Here is a 20,539-nt window from a genome sequence, read left to right on the forward strand (position 1 = left end):
GACCGCGCCGATGACGCAGTCCACGCCGAGGCAGCGCGGCTCCCTGCAGAAGGGAAAGCCGGTGACGCCGGACTCGTAGACTGCCCCGGGCGACTCGATAGAAAGGATCGAGTCGGCGACGGAGGCGGGGTCGTAGGAGAAAGGGCTTCCCGCCGATCTCGCCCGTGAACGGATTGAAGGCGCATCCTTTGATGCTGCGGGCGTGCACCTCAAGGCCAATAGAGGCAACATGTGGCATTGTGAGCCAGTCTCGCATTGTGGCAACCTGGCTGGCTGCCGGATTTTAATGACGACGACCATTGTCAGCCTTGGCCCACGAATCAAAAGACGATACGAAGCAGGGGCTCACATTGTTCTGCTCATATCGTCTTTATGGCGCACTACCATTCACCGAAATTCGGCAACTTTTTCATTCTCTATATACATGTTTAAACAACATGTTCTACAATAGGGACAATAGAAATGGAAACTCGGGACGAGCCGTCTATCCATCTACGGCGCAGCCCCTTATTCAAAAGGACGGTGAGTGCATCCATGGAGCGTGCAAGCGGTGTTCTGATGCCCGTTTCGTCATTGCCCGGGCCTTACGGCATCGGCGGCTTTGGCTGGAATGCCTACGACTTCGTCGATTTTCTTGCCTCGTGCAAACAACATTACTGGCAGATTCTGCCCCTTACGACGACGAGCTATGGCGACTCGCCCTATCAGTCGTTCTCGGCCCGTGCGGGCAACCCCAACTTTATCGACTTTGCCGAGCTTATCGAGGCCGGCTATCTGGAGCAGCACGATATCGACGGCGTGTACCTGGGCTCCGATCCCAGCAATGTCGACTACGGTGCTATCTTTGGCGGCCGCCGTCAGATTCTCGACCGAGCCGCTGAGCGCTTTGCTGCCGACAAGCCGGCCGATTTTGATGACTTTATCCAGGCCAACGAGGACTGGCTCATCCCCTACTGTGAGTTCATGACCGTCAAAGAGGAGTGCGGTCTCAAGGCGTTTTGGGAGTGGCCCGCGGAGCTCCGTACCCGCGGCGAGTCTTCCGCCAAGGTCTGCGCCGACCATCCGGCGCGCATGCTCTACCACCAGATGACGCAGTACTTCTTCGATCGCCAGTGGAGCCGCCTCAAGGCCTATGCCAACGAGCGCGACATTCTCATCATCGGCGACCTGCCCATTTATGTCTCGCGCGACTCCGTCGAGATGTGGGCGACACCTGAGCTCTTTAAGATCGACGCCGCCGGCAATCCCGTGAGCGTCGCCGGCACGCCGCCCGACCAGTTCTCGGCCACCGGCCAGTACTGGGGCAACCCCATCTACGACTGGGACGCCATGGAGTCCGACGGCTTCTCCTGGTGGGAGGGCCGCATTCGCGCTGCCCTCGACATGTACGACGTCATCCGCCTGGATCACTTCCGCGGCTTCGAGGCCTATTGGGAGGTGCCGTTCTCCTCGCCCGATTCGTCCCACGGTTCGTGGACGCAGGGTCCCGGCCTCAAGCTCTTCAAAGCGCTCGAGGAAAAGCTCGGCACGCTGCCCATCATCGCCGAGGACTTGGGCTTCCTCACTCCCGGTGTCATCGACATGCGCGACAACTCGGGCTTCCCTGGCATGAAGATCCTGCAGTTTGCCTTTGAGGGCACCAACTCGTACTACCTGCCGCACAACTACATTGCCAACACCGTCGCCTACGTGGGCACCCACGACAACGAAACGGCGCGTGGTTGGTTTGAGGGAACGGCCACCCCGCGTCAGCGCGAGCAGGCAGCCCTGTACGCCCATCAGCAGGCCGGCGAACCCATGGCAGATGCACTCAATCGCACCATCGCCGCCAGCGTAAGCGACACGTGCATCTACACCATGCAGGACCTGCTCAACTTGGGCAATGAGGCGCGCATCAACACCCCTGCCACGCTGGGCGGCAACTGGACCTGGCGCATGCTCGACGGCGCCATCACCCGCGAGCTTGAGCACAAACTCACCGACTGGACCGAAACCTACTTCCGCATCCCGTCGGAAGCTGAAATCGAGCTTCCTCAATAGGAGCTACCGCGCCCGACCCCTCCCCACCGTGCGGACGCGCTTGCTTTTCCCGCGCGAGGCCACCCCAATCCCCTCGCGCGGGCTTCTTATGAATTGCAGACATGAAACAACCCATCACAGGAGGAAACATGCCCCAAATAAACCTCATGGAACTCGCCGAGCAGTCTTTTGGCACCTCGCTCGAGCAGCTCGACGACCGTCGCATTTACAAGCTGCTGGTCAAGCTCGTGCAGGAGCGCTCTTCCGCCTGCCCGCTCAACAATGGCAAGAAAAAGCTCTACTACATCTCTGCCGAGTTTTTGATTGGCAAGCTGCTCATCAACAACATGATCGACCTTGGCATCTACGACGAGGTTAAGGATCAGCTCACTGCCGCCGGTCACGACCTCAACAAGATTGAGGAGTTTGAGGTCGAGCCGTCGCTGGGCAACGGTGGCTTGGGCCGTCTGGCCGCATGCTTCCTGGATTCCATCGCCACGCTGGGCCTTACCGGAGACGGTGTGGGCCTCAACTACCATTACGGCCTGTTCCGCCAGCGCTTTGTCGATAAGCAGCAGAAGGCCGTCCCCGATGAGTGGCTTGGCGAGCAGGACATCCTGGTCGATGACGACCGCTCCTACACCGTTGAGTTTGACGATTTTGCCGTCACCTCCAAGCTCGTCAACATCGATGTGCCTGGTTACGGCCAGCCCACCAAGAACCGCCTGCGCCTGTTTGACCTGGCAAGTGTCGACGATGGCCTGGTCCCCGGCAGCTCCATCGACTTCGATAAGACCGAGATCGCCAAGAACCTCACCCTGTTCCTCTATCCGGATGATTCCGACGAGCAGGGCCGTCTGCTTCGCATCTACCAGGAGTACTTCATGGTGAGCAACGCTGCCCAGCTCCTGATTGACGAGGCTGTCGAGCGCGGCAGTAACCTGCACGATCTGGCCGACTACGCCGTAGTCCAGATCAACGATACGCATCCCACCATGGTCATTCCCGAGCTCGTTCGCTTGCTCACCACCGAGCATGGCATCGAGTTTGACGAGGCCGTGACCATCGTACGCTCCATGGTCGCCTACACTAACCACACGATTCTTGCCGAGGCCCTCGAGAAGTGGCCGCTCGCCAGCCTGCAGAAGGTCTCCCCTGCCATCGCCGACATTATCGTCAAGCTCGATGAGATTGCGAAGGCCGAGCACGATGACCCGCGCGTCGCCATCATCGACGAATACAACACCGTTCACATGGCCCACATGGACATCCACTTTGGCTTCTCCATCAACGGCGTAGCCGCCCTCCACACCAAGATCCTGGAGGACACCGAGCTTCATCCGTTCTACGAGATCTATCCCGAGAAGTTCTCCAACAAGACCAACGGCATCACCTTCCGCCGCTGGATCCATGGTGCCAACCCCGCGCTCGCCAGCCTGCTCGACGATGTGATCGGCACCGATTGGCGCAGCACCGGCAATCTGAGCAAGCTCGCCGAATTCGCCGACGACAAGGACGTTCTTGAGCGCCTGGCTGCCACCAAAGTCGAGGCCAAGAGCATCATGCGCCAGTTCATGGCGCTCGAGCAGGGCGTGACCATTCCCTCCAACGCCATCATCGATGTTCAGGTCAAGCGCATCCACGAGTACAAGCGCCAGCAGATGCTCGCGCTCTACATCATCTGGAAGTATCTCGACATCAAGAACGGCAACAAGCCCACTCACCCCGTCACCATCATCTTTGGCGGCAAGGCGGCACCTGCCTACACCATCGCCCAGGACATCATTCACCTGATCCTGACGTTGTCGCAGTGGATTGCAAACGACCCCGACGTGGCGCCCTACCTGCAGGTTGTCATGATCGAGAACTATAACGTCACCGCCGCCGAGCGCGTGATCCCCGCCGCTGACATCTCCGAGCAGATCAGCCTGGCCTCCAAGGAGGCAAGCGGCACCTCCAACATGAAGTTCATGCTCAACGGCGCCCTAACCCTGTGCACGCTCGACGGTGCCAACGTGGAGATTGCCGAGCTCGTGGGCGACGAGAACATCTACACCTTTGGCGCCTCGTCCAAGCAGGTCGAGCAGCTCTACGCCGACGGCACCTACGATGCCGGCGCACTCTACCGCAAGCCCGGCATCAAACTGCTGGTGGACTTCATCACCAACCCCGCCTTTATGGCGACCGGCAACGCGGGGCGCCTGCAGCGTCTGCACGACGACATCAAGGGCAAGGACTGGTTTATGGCCCTACTCGACATTGAGGAGTACATCCAGACCAAGGAGCGCGTGCTGGCCGACTACGAGGACCAGGACGCTTGGATGCGCAAGGCGCTCATCAATATCGCCAACGCCGGCACCTTCTCGTCCGACCGTACGATCTCCCAGTACAACGACGAGATCTGGCACCTGAGCTAGCTCATTCCCCTTACCCATCCTCTTCAGAAACGGAGTCGTGGCAACACGGCTCCGTTTTTTGTGCCCGCACGTTACCCTGTGACCCGACTCTGCCAAACAATCTCGATCTGTAACAACTAGCCAGCAGAATTGGCACCGCCCGTTACAGAACGAGACAATCAAAACCGTCCATCTGAGTTCATCTCAATCTGTAACATCTGGCACCTAAAATTGGTTCTTCCTGTTACAAATCGAGACAAACGGAATCGTCCCGCAGCAATATCTCAATCTGTAACATCTAGCAGGTGAAATTCGCCTTTGGTGTTACAGATTTAGATGAAATGGTTAGCTCAGCGGAACCGCCTCGATCTGCAACATCTAACGTCCGAAATCGGCCCTATCCGTTACAGATCGAGACAAACGACCGGTCAGACAGTCCCAACACAAAGAAAGGCTCCCCTCTCGCCCAGTGGACGGGAGGGGAGCCTTATATGTGACCGCGGCAAAAGGATGGCAAAGCCGCAGTCGCCCAAAGGGAGGGCCTGGATGCACCGGGCCTAGATAAGGTTCTTGCCAGACACCTTATCGAAGAGATGAGTCGCGTTCTTCTCGAACTTGAACCAGATGGGGTCGCCCGCCTTGAGCGCGCCCTTGGCCTCGAGGTCGACGACGGGGATAATCAGGACAAACTGGCCGTCGGGAGCGGTCACGTGGACATGCTCGGTCGAGCCCATGAGCTCGGTCACCTCGACGGTGCCCTGGAGCGCACCCTCCTCGCCCTTGTCGGCAAGCAGAATCTGCTCGGGACGCACGCCGGCCGTGATCTCCTTCACGTCGCCGCCGTCCCAGTTGAGAGCAAGCTGAGCGCAGGTCTCGGGGGCGAGCGCCACGTTCATATCCTCGGTCTTGACGGTAAAGCCGTTGCCCGAGCGCACCAGCTGGGCATCGAAGAAGTTCATCTGCGGCACGCCGATAAAGCCGGCGACGAAGATGTTCGCGGGATGGTTGAAGACCTCCTGCGGGGTGGCGATCTGCTGGACGACGCCGTCCTTCATGACCACGATGCGATCGCCGAGGGTCATAGCCTCGGTCTGGTCGTGGGTAACGTAGATGAAGGTGCCCTTGATCTCGTGACGCAGCTTAATGAGCTCGGCGCGCATCTGGTTACGCAGCTTGGCATCCAGGTTGGACAGGGGCTCGTCCATCAGGAAGACCTTGGGGTCACGCACGATGGCGCGGCCGATGGCGACACGCTGACGCTGGCCGCCGGAGAGTGCCTTGGGCTTACGGTCAAGGTACTCGGTAATACCCAGGATCTCGGCAGCGGAGCGAACCTTGCGGTCGATCTCGTCCTTGGGGACCTTCTTGAGCTCAAGCGTAAACGCCATGTTCTCGTACACCGTCATATTGGGGTACAGAGCGTAGCTCTGGAACACCATGGCGATGTCGCGGTCCTTGGGAGCGACGTCGTTGACGCGCTTGCCGTCGATGAGCACGTCACCCGAGGTGATGTCCTCCAGGCCGGCGACCATGCGCATCGTCGTGGACTTACCGCAGCCAGAGGGGCCAACGAGGACGATGAACTCCTGGTCGTGAACGGTGAGGTTAAAGTCCTCTACAGCGAGCACACCGTCCTCGGTAACCTTGAGGTTGTGCTTCTTCTCCCCGGTCTTCTTCTTTTTGCCAAAGAAGCCCTTCTTTTTTGACTCGTTGTTGGGATACACCTTCTGAACATGTTTGAGAACGATCTCGGCCATGTCTTTACCTTTCGATACGCGGCGCCGCGATGAGGGGCGCCGCCAAAACTTGCAAAACAGTTACGGCATCAGCCCTTGACGGCACCTGCCACCACACCGTCGATGATGTACTTCTGGCAGAAGATGTACATGATGACGATGGGGACGACGACCATCATGATGCAGGCCATCATGGGGCCAAGCTCGACATGGCCATAGCCGCCACGGAAGTACTGGATCAAGATAGGAATGGTCTTGTACTTGGTGGAGTCGAGCGTAAGGTAGGGCAGCAGGTAGTCGTTCCAGACCCACATGGTCTCGAGGATGCCGACCGAAAGATAGGTGGGCTTCATGATGGGAAGGACGATCTTAAAGAACACCTGGACCGGGTTGCAGCCGTCGATCATGGCCGCTTCTTCAATCTCGAGCGGGATGTTCTTGACAAAGCCGGCGAACATAAAGACCGCCAGGCCCGCACCAAAGCCCAGATAGATGAAGCAGATGTTGAACGGCGTGTTAAAGCCGATGCGGTCCGCGAGGTTGGACAGCGTGAACATGAGCATCTGGAAGGGCACGACCATCGAGAAAACGAACAGGTAATAGAGGAAGTTCGAAATCTTGCTGTTGACGCGCACCACGTACCAAGCGCACATGGAGCAGCACACCAAAATCAGCACGACCGACGTGACCGTGATGATAAGCGAATACATAAACGCCGAAGCAAAGCCTTGCTCGTTAAGAGCATGCACGTAGTTTGCAAGGCCGTTGAACGTCTCGGGCGTGAGCAGATCGAACGCCGTGGTGGTGCTGATTGCAGTCCCCTTCTTAAAGGAATTGAGTGCAATCATGAACACGGGGTAGATCCACGCGAGCGACAGGATTGTAAAGAAAATCGAGAGAGCGCGGTTGATAGCCTTATCGCGTTTCATTACTGCTGCACCTCCTTGGACCTCGTGGCCTTAAGCTGGATCATGGAAATAGCGACGACCAGGATGCAGAAGATGACTGCCTTGGCCTGGCCAATGCCCTGCCATGCGATGCCAGCGCGCGAATAGAACGTGTTGTAGATGTTCAGGGCGAGCATCTCGGTGGAGTGCGCAGGGGCACCACCGGTAAGGGCGAGGTTCTGGTCGAACAGCTTAAAGCCGTTGGTAATGGACAGGAACAGGCAGATAGTAATCGTCGGCATCAGGTTAGGGATCTTAACCTTCCAAAACGTCTGCCATGCCGTAGCGCCGTCGACCTTGGCGGCCTCGATGTAGTCGGACGGAATGGACTGCAGACCAGCGATGTAGATGATCATCATGTAGCCGACCTGTTGCCACAGGGTCAGGATGATAAGGCCCCAGAAGCCAGCGGCGGAGTTGAGGGCGATAAGCTGGGCACCCACGTTGGAGAGCAGGCAGTTGATTAGAATCTGCCAAATGTAACCCAGCACGATGCCGCCGATCAGGTTAGGCATAAAGAAAATCGTACGGAAGATGTTGGTGCCCTTGAGCGCCTTGCGAGTGAGCGCCTGCGCAATAGCCAGCGCGATCACGTTGATGAGCACCGTCGACAGGAAGGCAAACGCCACGGTAAAGAAGAACGACGTGGAGAACTGCGGGTCGGTCAGTGCGCGCACGTAGTTCTCGATACCGACAAAGTGCGCGTTATTGATGGTAATAAACTGGCAGAACGAGAGATAGAAACCCTGGATAAAGGGAATCACGAACCCGATCATAAACGCCAGGCACGTGGGCAGCATAAAGAGCGGCCACCAGCGCTTGAGTGCTTTGCCCATAGAAGGGTCCTTTCAATATGCAGGGGGCGGGCAAACCTACGTCTGCCCGCCCCCTGTCGCTAATCAGATAGCTTGGGCAGCAACTGCTTACTCGGAAGCAGCCTTCTCGGTCTTCCAGCCATCGACGAAGGCGTTCTTGACGCCGTCCCACTTGGTGTTGTCGGCAGCATAAGCGATGAGAGCCTGCTTGAGGTTCTTCTTCCACTCCTCAGAGGGGATGTAGACGAAGTCCCAAGCGACGGTCTTCTTGCCGTCCTTGGCCATAGCAACGGCCTGCTGAGAGAAGACGTTGGTGGTCTCCTTAGCGCTCTTGAACGGGGCGGTCAGACCCATCTTGTCAGCGATGATGCTGGTGGCGGTGTCAGAAGTGACGCACCAATACATGAAGTCCTCGGTGGCCTTCTGGGCATCCTCGGAAGCCTGGGAGCTGACGCACCAGTAGTTCTCGCCGCCGGAGCACAGGCCCTGGTTCTCCTCGCCGTCGACGCCGATGTAGATCGGCAGCATGCCGAGCTGGTCGTCGGTCATACCGGCCTTGGTGAGGTCGGCGTAGGCCCAAGAGCCGTTCTGGTAGAAGACGGCCTTGCCGGTTGCGAACTCGTTGGTGGCGTCGTCACCGGTCTTGGAGGCGAGCTGCGAAGGATCGCAGGTGGAGTCGGTGATGTACAGGTCGAAGATCTGCTTAAAGTTGTCGAGATACTCGCCCTTGATCTCGTCGTCCTCCTGGTTGTGCTCCTTCTCGAACTCGTAGTAGAGCGGGAGGTTGGCGAGGTGGGTGGTGTAGCGCCAGCTGGAGGAGTCATCCATGCCGGCGGAAGTGAAGGCACCGTCAACGCCGAGCTCGTCCTTGCGGGCCTGGATGTCATCGGCGCAAGCCTTCAGCTTGTCGAAGGAGTTGATGTCCTCGGCCTTGTAGCCGGCCTTCTCGAGGAGCTCCTTGTTGTAGATGATGCCGTAGCTCTCCTGAACCCAGTCGATACCCAGATCCTTGCCGTCGGACTGCAGCGCCAGGGAGTCGTCGATGAGCTCGCCGCGGAGCTTGGTGTCGGACAGATCGGCGCAGTAATCCTTCCAGTTCTTAAGACCGGTGGGGCCGTTGACCTGGAACAGCGTCGGAGCGGAGCTCTTGGACATCTCGGACTTGAGCTTCTCCTCGTAGGTGTTGGAGGCGGCGGTCACGATCTTGACCTCGACGCCCTTCTCCTTCTTGTACGCCTTGGCGATCTCCTTCCACTCCTTGTCGACCTCGGGCTTGAACTGGAGGAAGTAGACCTCGGCAGCGTCACCAGAAGCAGAGGAGCCAGAGCCGGCAGAACCACCGCAGCCCACGAGGCCCAGACCAAGAACCGCAGCCGCGGAACCAGCAAAGCCCAGGAACTGCCTTCTGCTCATTTCGTTCTTCATTACAATCCACCCTTTCACACCGTGGCGGCACCCTTTGCCGCCGCCTTCGGAGATTGGCTCGGGGACTTTGCCCCTTTTGCTGATTTGTACAATACGCTATTTGGCTAGTTGTTTGAACAAGTATTACTAGAGCGGTAGAAAAACTTCGGTGAACGGTAATTTCGACTTGATACTTGACAAGTTTTGTATAAACAATTATTTATTATCGAATGCAGCGAAAACGCCCGGTCAAGCCGATGCATTGTCGGTTTGACCGGGCGTTTTCGCTTTGAGGGCATGAGTCTCGTCAGGCTGCGAGCTAGCCGGCTATCGCTTGGAGTTGACGCGGTAGTGGAAGATCTCGGGATGCGTGCGGGCATGCGTGACCTCGAACAAGATGCCGTCCGAGGTGTACGACTGGCTCTCCATGACGGCGACACAGTTGTATTTGCCAAGGTCCAAGTAGCTGCAGTCCTCATCGTTGGCGAGCTCGACACTCACCGTACGGCGGCTCGCCATCACTTTGATGCCGCGCTTGTGCTCCAGATAGTCGTAGATAGACTTCTCGGCGACCTCGGGCGTCAGGCCCTTGGCGATCGACTCCAAAAAGTAGCCGTGGTCCACCTGGCGAGCACTGCCGTTGAGGCTTCGGACACGCACTACACGAATCAGCTCCTCGCCCACCTTAAAGCCCAGGCGACGAGAAAGTTGCTCCGTGCAAATCAAATGTTCAAAAGACTTGACCTCGGTCGATGCGACGGCATTGTTGCGTTTTGCGAACTCGCCAAACGACTCAACCTCTTCGAGTGCGCCCAACATGTCGGTTTCGCCCTTAAGCCAAATAACGCGCACGCCCTTGCCGTGTATGGGCTGCACAAACATCCCGTCGGCCAGCATACCCAAGGCGCGACGGACAGTATTGCGAGTACATCCGAACTCCGCGGTCAACTCAGCTTCGGTTGGCAGCATCTCCTGAAACGCATAGGTCCCATTAATGATGCGCGAGCGTATTTCTCGGTAGATTCCTTCGTATATCGCTTTTGGCATTGTTTCACCTCTAATTAATATGTATGGCTAGGCACGATAGCATTTCTTTGGGTTGTTTAAACCGTCTATCGGCAAAGCACCGATTATTAACTGTCAACGGCGCCCGTGATGCTCCAATCGATTCGAATCAAAACCGTCAATGCGGCAAGCAGCCAGTCCTCTACAATGAGTTCATTGTTTAAACGTTCTTGCTCGCACAGCATGTTGCATCCGGAAGGCATATTATGCTGCAGAAAATCCAACGTTTTGGCGGAGCCATGTTCGCGCCCGCCATGCTGTTTTCTATATCAGGCCTCATGGTCGGCATCTCCGCCCTCGCCACGACCGTAGACATCGTCGGTGACCTCGCCGTATACGGAACCCCTTGGTACGTTTTCTGGACCATCATCCAGCGCGGCTCGTGGACGGTCTTTAAACGTCTCCCGCTCCTTTTTGCCGTAGCGTTGCCTATCGGTCTTGCCCAAAAGCAACCGGCACGCTGCTGCCTCGAGGCGCTTGTGGCCTATTTTGCCTATTGCTTCTTTTTGAGCGAGATCATTAAGCTGAGCGGAGACAACCTTGGGCTTAAGTACCCATCATCTTTGACCCCCGCCAGCGGTATCACCGTCATCGACGGCATCAAGACGCTCGACACCGGCATTATCGGCCCGCTGGCGGTATCGGCAACCGTCGTCGCCATCCATGACCGCTTCTACGATGCCAAGGTTCCCGATTGGCTCGGCACCTTCTCGGGTTCCTCGCTGGTCTACCTCATCAGCTTTTTTGCCGTGTTTGCCCTTGCCGCCATCTCGGCCGCCATCGTGCCCTTCGCATACGCTGTAACCGAAACGCTGCGCCACGCACTTGCGGGCGTCGGCCCCTTCGGCGTGGGCATCTTTGTGTTTTTGGAGCGAGCACTCGAGCCCATGGGGCTGCACCACCTGCTCTATATGCCCATCTATTACGACAATCTGGTCATTCACGACGGTATTTACGCCACGTGGACCAACCTGCTCCCCATTCTCTCCCATAGCACGCGCCCTTTAAATGAACTTGCGCCCTGGGCAGGTTTTACCGCCACCGGCTGGGGCAAGCTCTTTGGCCTTCCCGCCATCGCGGCAGCATTCTATTTCACCGCCAAACCCGAACGCCGCGCCGGCCTTAAGGTCATCCTTTTGCCCGCCATCGTCGCCTCGGTGGTCTGCGGTGTCACCGAGCCGCTCGAGTTTCTCTTTATGTTCACCTATCCTGGACTCTTTTTGCTCTACGCCGTCCTATCCTCCTGCCTTGCCATGACCATGAACTTCTTTGGCATCGTCGGCATCTTCTCGGGCGGTCTCATGGAAATGACGGCCTTCAACTTCATCCCACTCATGCGAATGCATGCCAGCTCCTACCTTTTGGCGCTCGGTATCGGTCTTGCCTTTAGCCTCATCTTTTTTGTTAGTTTTCGAGCACTCATCTTGGTCTATGACCTTAAGACGCCGGGCCGCGAGGATCATGCCTCCAATCGCGCGGCAATCGATCGTTTAACGGGAAGCGGCTTTGTCAAAGAGCAATCTCCCAATGGCGAGGTCAGTATTCAATCCGATCAAGATCACGTCCTCGCTGAGCGGGTAATTCAGCTTTTAGGTGGCGTTGGCAATATCGTGGGCGCAACCAACTGCGCCACGCGCCTGCGCGTCGAGGTCGCAGACCCTTCCATCGTTGCAGATAATGCGTCGTTTGTCGCGGTGGGCGCCAAGGGCCTCATCATTACGGGCAAGACCGCCCAGGTGATTATCGGCATCTCCGTTCCCCGCGTTAAAGAGCATTTTGACCAGATCATGGGCCTCGAGCCGGGATTTGTGCCCACCACCTCGGCCTCCCCTGCCGCCAGCGCAGCCCATAAGCGCGGCGATATCTGCTTCTTCGATATCGACGGAACACTCGCCTGGCAAGACCCTCGAGTGGCACAAGAGCTTCCCGAGGGCGAGCGAGACCTCTCCCCCTATCCCAATGAAGCGGTCTCGCAAGCCATCCGTGATTTTGTCGCCAAGGACAATATGGCGTTTATCTGCACAGGGCGCACGCTGAGCTGCATCCATCCAAAGCTGCTCGAGCTGCCCTGGACCGGCATCGTCTGCCTCGCGGGTGGCTATGTCGAACTTGAGGGACACGTGATTCGCGATTTGGCGATGACGCCCGGCATGCTGCAGCGCCTTGCTCCCATTCTTGAGCAATCGGACGAAGTGATTCGTTTTGAGGGACTCAATGGCGTCGTTCGCATGAGTGCCGATGCGCCCGACGCCCCCGGATACGCCCGCACCGTGGGCGATGCAATTACGCAGCTGCAACATTACAGCGCCTACAAGATCTTAATGTCTACGTCGCTTGCCAACCGCATCGCTCAGGATCAAGCGTTTGAGCCGCTGCTCTGCTTTAACGAGCTCGAGCTCGAAGTGACCGAGATTTCGCCTCGCGAATGCACCAAGCGCGAGGGTATCCAGTCCGTACTCGACGCTCTCGACCCCAACCATGGAACGGTGTATGGCATCGGTGATGCCAGCAATGACATCTCGCTGATGAACGCCGTCGATGTCGGTATCGCCATGGGCAACGCACCGGACTTCCTCAAGGAAAAGGCCGACTATGTCACCGACAGCATCGACCACGACGGCGTCGTCACCGCGCTCGAACACTTTGGGCTTATCTAGCCAAGCCCCTACCGCACTTGCGGCCGCATGGACCAATCGTCTTCAACCGCCGCGCTCGACGCCCTAATGTGGCAATATGTTGTCTGCATAATGCAACGATGCAACCTATCAAAGAATGCGAGAACCCGTGTCCAGTCCGTTTACTAGCTTTTTAGCCCAGCACTTTGACCAGATTAACGACTATCTGGCCACGTTCTTTGACGGACAGGCGACTTCCGCCGATATCGAGCGCTACCTGTATACCCCGCTCTCGGCATTTACGGCAAACGCTGGCAAGCGCCACCGCCCGCTCATCTGCATGCTCGCCGCCACCGCGGTAGGCGGCAGCTTTGAGAGCGCCCGCAGCGCCGCGGCAGCCATCGAGCATTTCCAGTCGGGCGCGCTAATCCACGACGACATCGCCGACAACGGACAGCTTCGTCGAGGCAAGCCCTGCATGCACCTTACCGAGGGCACGGGCCTTGCCATCAATTGTGGCGACCTAGCGCTCACCATGGTCACCAAGACGGTTCTCGACGACCCCACGCTGGAGTCCAACGTGAAGGTGCGCGTGCTCCACGAGCTTACCGAGATGATCGTCCGCACCATCGAGGGCCAAGCGCTCGACCTGGGTTGGGTCCGTGATGAGCGCTTTGATATCTCGGTTGATGACTACCTGGACATGGCGACGCACAAGACCGCGTTTTACAGCGGAGCGACGCCGCTTGCCGCCGGAGCCATTATTGGCGGCGGCAGCGATGAGCAAATCGAGGCGCTGCGCACCTTTGGCCTGCACACCGGTCTTGCCTTCCAAATCCAGGACGACCTGCTCAACCTTGTTGGCACCAAGGAAACCGCCAATAAGGACTTCCGTACCGACATCACCGAGGGCAAGCGTACGCTCGTCGCCGTACACGCCCTCTCTGATGAGCGCCACCACAACGAGGTCGAGGCGATTCTTTCCTCGGGCACCGATGATCCCGCGCAGCTCGCACGCGCCGTGGAGATCTTCCAGGAGACCGGCTCCATCGATTACGCCCACACCTACGCGCTGGACCTGACCGCTAAGGCCAAGGCCGCCATCGAAGGCGTCGAGCTCGACCCGCATGCACGCGAGCTATTCCTCTCCATGGCAGATTTCTTTGTGGAGCGCCTTAACTAGCGGGGGTTATAAAACCTGTCAGCAGCGTATTTGGGTACAACTTGCTACACTGTTGAGTGCATGTTTATGCATCCCTTTGCGTTGTCTATCCGACACACGCTCAAATAGTACGAATGGTACGCCGAAAGGGGTTCGTTCATGGAACCTATTACTACGGGCATGCAGGGAGCAGCCGTCGAGGACGTCCAGTCCCGCCTTCTGCAGCTCGGCTATACAATCGACGACGCCGAGGTCGCCGACAAGCGCTTTGGCACCACCACCGAGCAGGCTGTTGGCACCTTTAGGCTCGATAGCGGCCTCGCCGCCGGCAGCGCCGTCGATATCCCCTGCTGGAGCGCCCTGGTAGACGCCTCGTATAAGCTGGGCGACCGCACCCTCTATCTGCGCATGCCCAATTTCCATGGCGCCGATGTGCAGGCCCTGCAGCGCGCTCTGAACGTTTTGGGCTTTGCCTGCGGCGAGGACGACGGCTACTTTGGCCCGCATACCGAGGCCGCCCTGCAGCAGTTCCAGGAAAATGTCGGTCTGTTTGCCGACGGCATGGCCTTCCAGGACACCTACGCCTACATCAACCGCCTGCACCATGTGTGGGAGGGTAAGCCCTCGGTCACCGAGGCCGAGTCGCGTATCGGTTTTGCCCGTGCCGCCAATGTGCTTGAGCGCTTTCAGATTGCCGTTATCGGCGAGGACCCCATCGCACGCAGCGTTGCGTCGCGCATGTGGAATATCGCCACGGCAACGACCGACAACAGCGGCATGATGCTCTGCGACTCCGAGGTCCCAACCGACGTTGACCTGGTGCTCGAAATCGCAAGCGACGAGCTGCCCGCCGACGCCGCACCGCGCGCCACGATTGCCCTCGCCGAGTGCCACAACCTGGCCCAGCGCATCCGCACCGCCAATGTCGCCGCGCAGCAGAAGCCGGCTCGCATTCGCATTGAGCTCACGGGCATGACGCGCTACAACGGCACCTTCACGGCCAGCGACGCGCAGACGCTCGCCGTACGCCTGCTCGATGGCGTTTGCGATGCCCTCGCAGATTAGGTAAACTAGACGAGTTGCTTTTGGGCAACACCACACATTGGGACGTAGTTCAACGGTAGAACTCCGGTTTTTGGTGCCGGCTGTTGGGGGTTCGAATCCCTCCGTCCCAGCCAAGGTAACTGAGCGCCCTGAGCTTTCATCAGCCCAGGGCGCTTTCTTGTGAGCAAACGGAGGGATTCGAACCCGCAAGGGTGCGGAGCTGAGGAAACGCGAAGCGTTTTCCAGCGCAGCACGCAAGGAGCGAAGCGACGCAGCGGGACGCGGCCGCCGAAAAGGCGGACGCGGAATCCCTCCGTCCCATACCAGCAACGGGCTCCCCGCATCTCGACTTTCCAGCCAAACCGGCACTTAGGGACGCTCCCAAAGTGCCGGTCATAGCTTCTCCTACAGAACGAGAAGTTGCAAAAGGTAGATTTTCAGGCATGTCCCAAAAATCCACCCTCAAAATACAGGCGCCCCAAGCCCATTAGAACCAAGAGCGCCTTACATCTAGAAAATATCAGCCCAGTTCCGCACGAACAGGAGGCCGCTTAATGTGGCCTCCATCGTGAGCAGGACTCTAGAGCAGGAAACCTAAGTCGGTGTCCCCGCTCTCCCGGGGCCGGCGGAACTAATTGTTCAGCATGCGGTCGAAGCTTCCCGAGTCGCCATCCCGATAGTCAGCGGTCATCAGGATCTCCTGCGGAATGCGCCCGCCTTCGCGCAGCACGTTGCGGAACTGCACGCGCGTAACCATGGGCAGGTCTTTGATCGTGGCCGCCAGGTTCTGCGGCACGCCCTGGTTGGCAGCCGCGGGCTCGCACTCGCCGCCGGCCTTCACGCGACGTTTATGCTCGGCGAGCATGGCGCGGTACATGCCGGCATGCAGGCGAATCTCAACCACATTGGCATTGCGAGTCTGCTCGACGATGCGCGCGCCCTCGCGATCGATATCGCCCACGTAGTAGACGTAGTTAAAGCGATAGCCAATCTCGGCCAGATAATCGTCCAGGGCATGCGAGACGCTCGCCTTGCATCCGCCGCCAAAAATCACGCCGCCCACCTTGATGCCAAAGAGCTTGGCGTGCTTGCGGCCACGCAGCAGCTTGACGATCTCGTCGTAGGTGTCCAGGTTCTCGACCATAATGAACGGCTTGTCGGCGCCCAGCGTAAAGAAACCCGTAAAGTGCACGGGGCGGTTGGGGGCAACCTTAATCGCCTGCATGCTGATGCCCTTTTCGGCCATGCGCTTAATCAGGCGCTCACCGTGCTTACCGTCAAAGGCCTTCTCGTCGTTAAAGATCTGGTAGGCGCGCTGGCGACGCGAAGCGACCGGCGTGTCGGCACCTCGGTTCTGCTCAATCCAAGCCTGGATGGTCGCAATCTCCTCGGCAATCTTGCGGTTGGACATCTCGTTGTGCTGAGCGCGCTGCGGAGCCTTTTTGCCGTCCTTGCCCTCGACCTTTACGATCTGTGTCTGCTGCTCCTTGATCTTAGAGAGCGCCATAGGCGTAGGGACAACTTTGAGCAGCTGCCTGCCTAAAACGCGGGCAAGAGCAAACGCCGAGACCTCGCCGTGGGCTGCCGACTCGGGCTGCTGGGCAGCAGTATCTACTGCGGCAGACTCCGGCTTCTTCTGAGACTTGCGCTTAGAATCGCCTTGGGAATTGCGCTCGCGCTTCGGCATAGACGCCTGCTTCTGCGGACGATCGGACTTGCTCTCCTTCGCTGGCTGGCGCTTAGGCTGCCCCGCAGAAACCTCGGCCTTCACATCCTCGTCCCGCGGCGTGATCTTCTCGGTTGCAGTCTCGGCATGGGAACTGCGGCCCCCGCGATGGCGACGGCGGCGAGGCTTGCTCGACGCGCCCTGCTCCGTCTGCTCATCAGTAGACTGCTGGCCCTGGGTCTCCGTATCGGACGCAACCTGCTCATCAACAGGCTTCTGTTCACGAACTTCCGCCTCGGCAGGCTTCACGGCCTTCTCGGCCCGCACCTCCGGAACCTGATTAACCTTCTCCTGGCGCTTTACGGGATACGCGCGACCTGCAAAGCCGCGACCGGGACGACACGAGTCTGAGGCCTTCTTGGCCGGCTTCTCGGAATCGTCCGCAACCTCGGCAGTCTCTTCGGCCTCGAGCGCAACATCCTGCTGCTCGGCCCTAAAATGCGCACCGCGGCGACGCTTGGGCTCCTGGATCTCAGCATGCTCTTGAGTGCGAGTCGGCTCCTGCATCCCAACGGACTTTTCCTCGACAGCCTCGGCATCCGTCTCACCCTTTTGAGCAACTGCGCGACGGAAGCGCTCCTGCTGGGCGCGGCGCTGCGCATCGCGCTTGCCACCCCCGCCAAAACCGCCGCGTCCCGCCTTGGCCGTAAAGGCACGCACGACGTTCTCATCGAGCAACTCATCGGTATCGACATGCTCACGCGGAGCAACTTCTTCCACAGCGGGCACGTCAGCGGAATCCTCGACGACAAAATCTTCGACGGACTCGACAGGCCGCTCCTGGGCATCGCGGATCTCGGCATTGATGGTATAGAACGCCGGGCGCCCGTTAATGCCGCTACCCTCAATCTTGGTCACGATATTTGCCGCGATAAGCTCATCGCGCATCGCCTTGGTGTCGCATTCCTTATCGACGGAGCGGAAAATCTGCGCCAGCGCACTCGACTTAATCTTGAGCGCCTTACGGCAAAGCAGGTCGTAGGCAACCAGCTTGGCACGCTCAGCAGAAAGCGACGTCTGGCTGCTCAGGCGCTCAGCCAAAGCATCGACATTGTTTTGATTATCGGAATATACCGTCTTGGCCACGGGGCCCCTTTCATATGTACACATATACGTCTATATGGTACAACGCGCGCCCTTGTCCACGCAAAACATCTGCGAGAACACTCGGGCGTCACTCGTTTTTGCATGAAAAAAGACCGAGCCCGCGCAGTCGCGGACCCGGTCTTTCCGAGTCAAATAGATGGGAGATCCAACCCGTCCGACCGACTAGGCCTTGGCGGCTTCGGCGTCGGCAGGAGCCTCAGCGGCAGCGGCGCGACCGTACTCGGCCTTGCCCATCTCGGACCACTCGGGCTCCTCGTCAGGCATGGAGCCAGCCTCCTTACCGAAGAACTCCTTGAGGCAGTTGACGGCGACGATGAGGCCCAGGACCATCAGCAGGACGGCGAAGACGAGCTGCAGGCCCTTGGTGGCGGCGACGGAGACGGCGGCCGTGGTGGCGGTAGCCGGGATGGTGCCGAAGAAGCCGTAGGCCTGGACGGCGGTCATGCAGCCCATGGCGCTCTGGACCAGCGAGGTGAAGGTGCAGCAGAGCAGGAAGGCGACGGGCACGTAGAGCATCCAGCCCTTGCGGCCGGTGCACTTGCAGAACACGGCGAGGGTGATCATGGTCATACCGCCGAGCAGCTGGTTGGAAGCACCAAAGAGCGGCCAGATGTTGGCATAGCCACCAAAGGCGAGGGCGAGGCCAGGAAGCAGGGTAACGACCGTGGCGAACCAGGGATTGCCGAGGACCTTCATGTAGCCGGCCTTGGACTCGATGGCCAAGGCGTCGTTGGTCTGGGCAAAGAACTCGGAGAACGAGGTGCGGGCGATGCGGGCAACGGCGTCGAGCGAGGTCAGGGCCAGTGCGGAGACGTTCATGGTCATGAAGACGGTTGCGAGCGTGCCGTTAACGCCGAAGGCCTGCATACCGCGGGAGATGCCAGCGGCGAAGATCTGGAACGGGGTGGAAGCGACGCCGGCGTTGAGGGCGCCGGTACCGGCGGTGTTCATGTCGGAGAACATGATGCCGGCGACGATGATGGCAAGGATGCCGACGAAGGACTCGACGATCATGGCGCCGTAACCAACCTTGACGGCGTCCTGCTCCTTCTCGACCTGCTTGGAGGAGGTACCGGAAGAAACGAGGCTGTGGAAACCAGAGAGAGCGCCGCAGGCAACGGAGACAAACAGGACCGGGAACATCATGCCAGAAGCGCTAGAGAAGCCGGTAAAGGCCGGAGCGGTGATAGTGGCCTGGCCGTTGACGCCCAGGACGACGATGCCGAGGACAGCGCAGGCGATCATGACGATCATCATGATCGAGGTGAGGTAGTCACGCGGGGTCTTGAGCATCTGGATGGGCATGGCGCCGGCAAAGACCAGGTAGACCATGACGACGGCGAACCACTGGAACTTATCCAGGTAGACCGGGAACTGCATACCGACGGCAAACATGAGAACCATGAGCACCACGCCGGTGACGAACTCGGCAGCGCCGGTGAGGTTGAACTTCTTCTGAGCCCAACCAAAGGCGATCGCGACGAAGGTGAACAGGATGGAGATGGTACCAGCGCAGCCGGCGGCATAGGACTTGGTGAAGTCGATGGCACCGGTAGCAGCACCAGAAGCGTCAACGGCCGGGGTGAACATGAACGTCTTGCAGACCATGTCGGTGAAAGCGGCGATGACGATGATGCAGAACAGCCAGCAGAACAGCAGGAACAGGCGACGACCGGTCTTGCCGATGTACTTCTCGATGAGCTGAGCCAGGGACTTGCCGTTGTTCTTCATCGAGGCGTACAGGGCGCCAAAGTCGTGGACGGCGCCAAAGAAGATGCCGCCGACGAGAACCCAAAGCACGACGGGCAGCCAGCCAAAGGCCATGGCGACAATCGTGCCCGTGACAGGGCCGGCACCGCAGATCGAGCTGAACTGGTGCGAGAACGCGGTGAAGGCGGAAACGGGCGAGAAGCTCTTGCCGTCCTTCATGCGCTTGGCCGGCGTGAGGGCATCCTTGTCAACGCCCCACTTATTGGCCAGCCAGCGACCGTAGCCCAGATAGCCGCAGGCGAGCACCGCCGCGGCCACAACCATGAGCAAAACTCCGTTCATTACATTTCCTCCTCTAAAAAGAACTTCCTAGACATAAAAAATGAGGGCCGTCGGTTGCGCTCGACGGCCCTCATCTTCATCAGCCGCCCGTTATCGTACGGGCTAGCTGTATGTGCTAACCCGCATCAGATAATTACTACGCTGATAATGTTTAGCTGATGCGTGAACATGTCTAAGAAATCCTCTTCGATCATGATGTGAACGTTCCGTGCGTGTTCACATCCCCCAGTGGATGAAAAGCAGTATGAAACTTTAGTTACCTAAAGTCAACGTACAAATGTAATGAATTTTCAACTTTTTTGAAATTTACGGTATAGAACGCCATTAACCTCGGACTTTATCAGACAAGAGTTTTTGCATGAGAGATACCCCTGAGAGTCGCGGGAGCCGGGCGGCGCACATGAACTTTTCTGCTCTACAGTCCTGCGCAAGACGGAAAGCACATTAAGTG

At 58.6% G+C, this 20,539-nt stretch carries 12 protein-coding genes and 1 tRNA gene; 6 read left to right on the forward strand and 7 right to left on the reverse strand.

Translation table 11 applies throughout. From position 1 onward, the window contains the following. Nucleotides 1-462: 462 nt before the first annotated feature. Both malQ and glgP read left to right on the forward strand, forming a co-directional pair. Nucleotides 463-2,040, forward strand: a complete 1,578-nt coding sequence (gene malQ, locus DXB98_RS08190) for a 4-alpha-glucanotransferase (RefSeq protein WP_255413331.1) — start codon at nt 463-465, stop codon at nt 2,038-2,040. Between the two features lie 128 nt (nt 2,041-2,168). Next, on the forward strand, nt 2,169-4,436 hold the full coding sequence (glgP, locus tag DXB98_RS08195; RefSeq protein ID WP_233505135.1) for a glycogen/starch/alpha-glucan family phosphorylase: 2,268 nt from the start codon (nt 2,169-2,171) through the stop codon (nt 4,434-4,436). 536 nt (nt 4,437-4,972) lie between these two features. On the opposite strand, the gene DXB98_RS08200 is transcribed toward glgP, so the two are convergent. The 5 genes from DXB98_RS08200 to DXB98_RS08220 all read right to left on the reverse strand — a co-directional run bounded on the left by DXB98_RS08200 (nt 4,973) and on the right by DXB98_RS08220 (nt 10,364). Further along, on the reverse strand, nt 4,973-6,172 hold the full coding sequence (locus DXB98_RS08200; protein ID WP_117743781.1) for an ABC transporter ATP-binding protein: 1,200 nt from the start codon (nt 6,170-6,172) through the stop codon (nt 4,973-4,975). A gap of 68 nt (nt 6,173-6,240) precedes the next feature. Then, a complete protein-coding gene (locus tag DXB98_RS08205) occupies nt 6,241-7,080 on the reverse strand; it encodes a carbohydrate ABC transporter permease (RefSeq protein ID WP_117735679.1) in 840 nt (279 codons plus the stop codon). After that, nucleotides 7,080-7,934 (reverse strand): carbohydrate ABC transporter permease, encoded by an 855-nt coding sequence (locus DXB98_RS08210; RefSeq protein WP_099432301.1) that lies wholly within the window; start codon nt 7,932-7,934, stop codon nt 7,080-7,082. The genes DXB98_RS08205 and DXB98_RS08210 overlap by 1 nt, the downstream gene beginning before the upstream one ends. 87 nt (nt 7,935-8,021) lie before the next feature. Continuing rightward, nucleotides 8,022-9,338, reverse strand: coding sequence for an ABC transporter substrate-binding protein (locus tag DXB98_RS08215; protein ID WP_055252173.1), 1,317 nt, complete (start codon nt 9,336-9,338; stop codon nt 8,022-8,024). A gap of 306 nt (nt 9,339-9,644) precedes the next feature. After that, nucleotides 9,645-10,364 (reverse strand): GntR family transcriptional regulator, encoded by a 720-nt coding sequence (locus DXB98_RS08220; protein ID WP_117743782.1) that lies wholly within the window; start codon nt 10,362-10,364, stop codon nt 9,645-9,647. 224 nt (nt 10,365-10,588) lie between these two features. Between DXB98_RS08220 and DXB98_RS10210 the strand changes: the two genes are divergently transcribed. From DXB98_RS10210 to DXB98_RS08240, 4 genes are all read left to right on the forward strand, one after another. After that, the gene (locus tag DXB98_RS10210) at nt 10,589-13,039 is read left to right on the forward strand and encodes a PTS transporter subunit EIIC (protein ID WP_158553183.1); all 2,451 of its coding nucleotides are present in this window, start codon (nt 10,589-10,591) and stop codon (nt 13,037-13,039) included. Between the two features lie 127 nt (nt 13,040-13,166). Next, nucleotides 13,167-14,180 (forward strand): polyprenyl synthetase family protein, encoded by a 1,014-nt coding sequence (locus tag DXB98_RS08230; RefSeq protein WP_117735677.1) that lies wholly within the window; start codon nt 13,167-13,169, stop codon nt 14,178-14,180. A 138-nt stretch (nt 14,181-14,318) separates the two neighbouring features. Then, nucleotides 14,319-15,224, forward strand: coding sequence for a peptidoglycan-binding protein (locus DXB98_RS08235; RefSeq protein ID WP_199406666.1), 906 nt, complete (start codon nt 14,319-14,321; stop codon nt 15,222-15,224). A gap of 38 nt (nt 15,225-15,262) precedes the next feature. Further along, nucleotides 15,263-15,337: transfer RNA gene (locus tag DXB98_RS08240), tRNA-Gln, on the forward strand. A 497-nt stretch (nt 15,338-15,834) separates the two neighbouring features. Here DXB98_RS08240 and DXB98_RS08245 read toward each other — a convergent pair. Together DXB98_RS08245 and DXB98_RS08250 are read right to left on the reverse strand one after the other, a co-directional pair. After that, nucleotides 15,835-18,015, reverse strand: coding sequence for a hypothetical protein (locus DXB98_RS08245; RefSeq protein ID WP_117743783.1), 2,181 nt, complete (start codon nt 18,013-18,015; stop codon nt 15,835-15,837). 183 nt (nt 18,016-18,198) lie between these two features. Further along, nucleotides 18,199-20,088, reverse strand: coding sequence for a carbon starvation protein A (locus tag DXB98_RS08250; RefSeq protein ID WP_117743784.1), 1,890 nt, complete (start codon nt 20,086-20,088; stop codon nt 18,199-18,201). Nucleotides 20,089-20,539: the final 451 nt, after the last annotated feature.

The organism is Collinsella sp. OM07-12 (genome assembly GCF_003438275.1).
In the GTDB taxonomy this organism is placed as follows: Bacteria; Actinomycetota; Coriobacteriia; order Coriobacteriales; family Coriobacteriaceae; genus Collinsella.